The sequence below is a fragment of the Planctomycetia bacterium genome, assembly GCA_034440135.1.
Classification (GTDB): domain Bacteria; phylum Planctomycetota; class Planctomycetia; order Pirellulales; family JALHLM01; genus JALHLM01.
The window spans coordinates 1-5,176 of sequence record JAWXBP010000438.1 but is presented as its reverse complement, the minus strand read 5'-3'; the positions used below and the strand labels follow the sequence as shown (position 1 = coordinate 5,176).

At 59.7% G+C, this 5,176-nt stretch carries 3 protein-coding genes; all 3 read left to right on the top strand.

Annotated features, from left to right (window positions below; all coding sequences use genetic code 11):
- On the top strand, positions 1-1,562 hold a 1,562-nt coding region (locus SGJ19_25320), incomplete at its 5' end, for an efflux RND transporter periplasmic adaptor subunit (protein ID MDZ4783582.1).
- 123 nt (positions 1,563-1,685) lie between these two features.
- Complete coding sequence (locus SGJ19_25315) at positions 1,686-2,612, top strand: HlyD family efflux transporter periplasmic adaptor subunit (GenBank protein MDZ4783581.1); 927 nt, start codon at positions 1,686-1,688, stop codon at positions 2,610-2,612.
- Between the two features lie 72 nt (positions 2,613-2,684).
- Entirely contained in the window at positions 2,685-4,982 is a 2,298-nt protein-coding gene (locus SGJ19_25310; protein ID MDZ4783580.1) for a hemolysin D, read from the top strand.
- Positions 4,983-5,176 lie beyond the last annotated feature (194 nt).

Genomic DNA, 5,176 nt, shown 5'->3' with positions numbered 1-5,176 from the left:
TGGCCGGCGACTATCTGAAAACGCGCAGACTGCGCCACTTCAGCGATCGCCAGGCCCTCTGTTCGCGGTTGGAAAATTTCACTCGGGTCTCGCACGCCAGCCTGGTGCCGCGCGAGGCGGCCTACACGATCGCCAACGAAGGGCGACGGCTGATCGAGTGCGACCGCGTGAGCGTGGCCATCAAGAAAGGCCGCAAGTGCTACATCGAAGCCATCAGCGGGCAGGACACGTTCGATAAACGCTCCAACACCGTCACGCTGCTGAATCAACTGGCGACGGCCGTTACCGCCACCGGCGATCCGGTCTGGTACACCGGCGACACCAGCAACATGGCGCCGCAGGTGGAAGAGGCGGTGCAGAATTACGTCGACGACTCGCACTCGAAGACGGTCGCTATCCTGCCGCTGAAACGCCTCTCCGTCACCGGGGAAGAAGATACTGAACACGCCGAGACGCTCGGCGCGCTGATCGTTGAACAGATCGAAAACAGTCGGCCCGCCGAGGGCATGTATCACCGCGTCGACGTCGTGGCGGAGCATAGCTCGCTGGCGCTCGGCAACGCGCTCGAACACAATCGCCTGTTCCTGATGCCGCTTTGGCGTCTGTTGGGCAAAAGCGTCTGGATCGTGCAGGCCAGGACCTTGCCCAAGACCGTCGCAGTGCTCGCGGCAGTGGGCGCTTTGGTGGCGGCGCTGATCTTTGTGAAATGGGATTTCGAACTCCGCGGCCCGGGCACGTTGCAACCGGTCGACCGGCGCGACGTTTGGGCCGAAGTCGACGGCACCATCGACCAAGTGCTGGTGAAGGAAAAATCGCAGGTCCACGGCGGCGAAACGGTGCTCGTTGAGATGCGGAACACCGATATCGATGTGGCCTTGCAAGAACTGATCGGCAAGCAAATCACCACGAACGAACAACTCCGGAACATCTTGCGATCGCTTACCGGCGACGGCGAACGCCGTACGAGCCGGGATCGTTCTCAGGACGATCCGATCCGCTTGCAAGGCGATCGGCTCCGCTTGGAGCAACAACTCAAGAGCATCGAGCAGCAGATCGCGCTCAATCAATTGAAGCGGCAGCAACTGACCGTGAAGGCGCCGCTCTCTGGCGAGATCATCACCTGGGACTTGGATCAAACCCTGCCCGTCGGCCGCCCGGTGGCGCGCGGACAGAAGTTAATGACCGTGGCGGACTTCTCCAAGGAATGGCAGCTGGAAATCCGCATGCCGGAGAACCGGATGGGCTACATCCTCGAAGCGCAACGGATCGCCGCGGAAGCCGGGTCCAAAGAACCGCTGAAGGTCACCTACATCATGGCGACCGATTCCGACAAGAAGTACGAGGGCGAGGTCAAGGAAATCGAACGCATCGCCGAAGTGCACGGCGAAGAAGGCAATACCGTGTTGATCAAGGTGAAGATCAACAAAGACGACCTGCCTCAACTGCGTCCCGGCGCGTCGGCCGACGCCAAGGTGTATTGCGGCAAAGAACCGCTCGGCTTCGTACTGTTTCACGACGTGGTGAACTTCATCCGCTCGAAGGTTTTGTTCCGGGTGTTTTAGGAAAGTTAACCGCGAAAGGCGCGAAATCACGCGAAAGTGACAGAGAGTCAGGTCACGAACGCGAAACACGTCTGACTGCCAGCGACTTCACTTTACATTCATCCTGTCGAAGGGATTCCAAACATGCGTACCTTGATGATGGCCGTGGCGATGGCCGGCCTGGCTGTTGATTTCGCCGCCGCGGCGGAAGTGAATGTGCCGCAGTGCTATGTGCTCGTGAAGCGCGAAGTGGAAGTCGCCGCGCAGGAGCCGGGCTTGCTGGACGCGTTCGAAGTCGAAAAGGGCGAGGCCGTCGAAGCGGAAGCGCTGGTGGCGAAGATCGACTCCAGCCAGGCCGAGATGAAACACCAGGTCACGCAGGCGGAGTATCAGGCCGCCGTGTACCAGGCCAAGAACGACGTCAACGTGAAGTTCTCGAAGGCCTCGGAAGGAGTCGCACTGGCCGAACTGGAAAAGGCGAAAGACGCCGTGGATCTCAGAAAGGGTGGCATTGCCAACGCCGTGTCGACGGCCGAAATGCGTCGTCTCGACTTGTCCTGGGTGAAAGCGAAGCTCGGTATCGAACAAGCCCTGATGGAATTCGAGGTCGCCAAGCTCACGGCGAAAGTGAAGCAAACCGAAATGGCGGCGGCGGCCTTGGATATCAAGCGTCGTCAGATCAAGTCGCCGATCAACGGCGTGGTCATCGACGTCTTCAAAGAGAAGGGCGAATGGGTGCAGGCCGGCGAACCGGTCGCCACCATCGTGCAGATGGACGTGCTGAAGGTCGAAGGCTACGTGAACATCAAGGAAGTCAGCCCCGCCGACATCAAGTTCAAGCCGGTCACCATCCGCGCGAAACTCACCGGCGACCAGTTGGTTGAGTTCACCGGCAAGATCACGTTTGTGAATCCGGTCGTCGAAATCGGCGGACCATATCGCATTTCGGCCGATATCTCGAACCGCCAGGACTCGACGGGCGACTGGCTCCTGCGGCCAGGCCTCGAAACCACGATGACCATCCACCTCGACGGCACGCCAACGGCCGCTCAACCGGCCCAACGCAAGTAGCCGCAACGCTCCCCACAAAAGCGCTGTCGCGAATCACTGAAAACTGAACACTGAAAACTTCAAACTACTCCCTTGGCCTCCCTCACCGATAGTCTCGTTTCGAGTTCCGCACGCCGGTTGGCGATGCGCGCGCGGCCCGATTTGACCGCTCGACGGCATCGCTACCAAGGGCGTAGCTATTGGGTCGTAAAGGAACCGGTGGGGCTGAACTACTTTCGCTTCCAGGAGGAGGAGTACTACATCCTGGAACAACTCGACGGGCATACCAGCCTGGACGAGTTGAAGCGCCGGTTCGAGGCCCAGTTCCCGCCGCAAAAGATCACCGTCGAGGAACTGCAGCAGTTCATTGGCATGCTGCACAAGAGCGGCCTGATCGTCGCCAACGTGCCCGGGCAGGGGCGGCAGTTGCTCAAGCGACGCAACGAACGGAAGAACAAAGAGCGTTGGGCCGCGGTAACCAATGTCCTGTCGCTGCGGTTCAAGGGCATCGATCCCGACAAGATATTGAACTGGCTGCTGCCGATCGTCCGGCCGGTATTCACACCGTTCGGCGTGTTTGTCTGGTTCGCGGTTGCGATCGCAGCGGCGACGTTGGTGGCGGTGCAATTCGACGTCTTTCAAGCAAAGCTGCCGTCGTTCCATCAGTTTTTCAATCTCACCAACGCCAAGTGGATGATGATCGTCCTGGCGGTGACGAAGATTCTCCACGAATTCGGCCACGGGCTGTCCTGTAAATACTTCGGCGGCGAATGTCACGAAATGGGCGTGATGCTCCTCGTGCTGACGCCATGCTTATATTGCAACGTCTCCGACTCCTGGATGCTGCCGAACAAGTATCATCGCGCCATGATCGGCGCGGCGGGGATGTACGTCGAAATCTTCATCGCCAGCATCTGCACGTTCGTCTGGTGGTTCAGCGAACCTGGCTTGCTGAACTACCTGGCGCTGAGCACGATGTTCGTCTGCTCGGTGAGCACCGTGATGTTCAACGGCAACCCGCTGTTGCGTTACGACGGTTATTACATCCTCTCCGACTTGATGGAAATCCCGAACCTGCGGCAGAAATCGACGACGATTCTGACCCGTAAGCTCGGCCACTGGTGCCTGGGCATCGAACCGCCGGACGATCCGTTCCTGCCGGAGCGGAATCAATGGATGTTCGCCCTGTACACGGTCGCCGCCGCCGTCTACCGCTGGTTCGTGGTGTTTTCGATTTTGTTCTTCTTGTACAAGGTTTTCGAGCCGTACGGGTTGAAGATCATCGGGCAGATGATCGCCATGGCCTCGCTGTACGGTTTGCTCGTGCAGCCGGTGTGGAACGTCGCGAAGTTTTTCTATGTGCCGGGGAGGATCGAGAAAGTGAAAAAGCTGCGCTTACTCGCTACATTGGTCGTGCTCGGCACGATCTTGGCGGGCATCCTCTTCGTGCCGGTGCCGCACCGCGTGTATTGCACCATGGAAATCAAGCCGCGCGACGCCCATCCCGTGCATGTCGTCATCCCCGGGGTGCTGGAAGCCAGCTACGTGAAACCCGGTGCGATCGTGCAACACGATCCCGCCGATCAAGGAGAACAGAAGTTCGCGGCGCAGTTGAAACCGAAATCGACGGTGTTGGCGCAATTGAGCAACGTCGACCTGGAGTTGGAGATCACCGCACTGGAAGGACAGCTCGCCGAATTCGAGACCCAACTGCTCGGCTTGAAGATGCAACGGATGGGCGACAACCAGGTCGCGCAAGAGGCGTCGGATCAGATTCCCGAAGTCGAGAAATCCATCGAGGCCACGCGCGATTTGCTCGCCAAAAAGCTCTACGACCGTCGGCGTCTCACGGTGCTCGCGCCGGCCAACGGCATCGTGCTGCCGCCCCCTTCGCAGCCGGATCGTTCCGGCGAAGACGGGCGGTTGCCTGGTTGGTCCGGCTCGCCAATGGAACCGAAAAACTCGCGGGCGTTCCTCGAAGCCAAGACGCTGTTCTGCTTCGTCGGCGATCCCAAGAAGAAAGAGGCCGCCCTGGCCATCGATCAGGCCGACCGCAACTTCGTGGATATCGGGGACACCGTTTACCTGAAGCTCGAAGAACTGCCCGGCGAGACGCTTTCAGGTACGATCCTCGATATCTCCAGCGACAAGATGGAGTATGCCTCGAAGCAAATGTCCAACAAGGCCGGCGGCGAATTGGCCACCAAGACCGACGAGCAAGGGCAGGAACGGACGATGAGTCCGACCTACTCTGCCACTGTCGAATTGGACGACCCGTACGAGACCTATCAGATCGGCATGCGCGGCGAAGCCCGCGTCGAAGCCGGCTGGATGCCGCTCGGCAAACGCCTCTGGCTGTTCGTCTCGCAAACCTTCCATTTCCGGCTGTAGGCTTGAGTTGAGCCGCCGCGATTGTCGATCGGCCCACCGGCCAACCGGGCCTGCGCGGTGTTGCCGCGCCCTGTCGCGATAAGCCCAGGGAAGGCCCTTAAAGTCGTCTCCATCGCCAACGACTTCGGTGGCCTTCTCTGGGCATTTTTTTGCGCGACGACGCTATCGTCAACCTTTCTCGCCGGTCCTGCTGT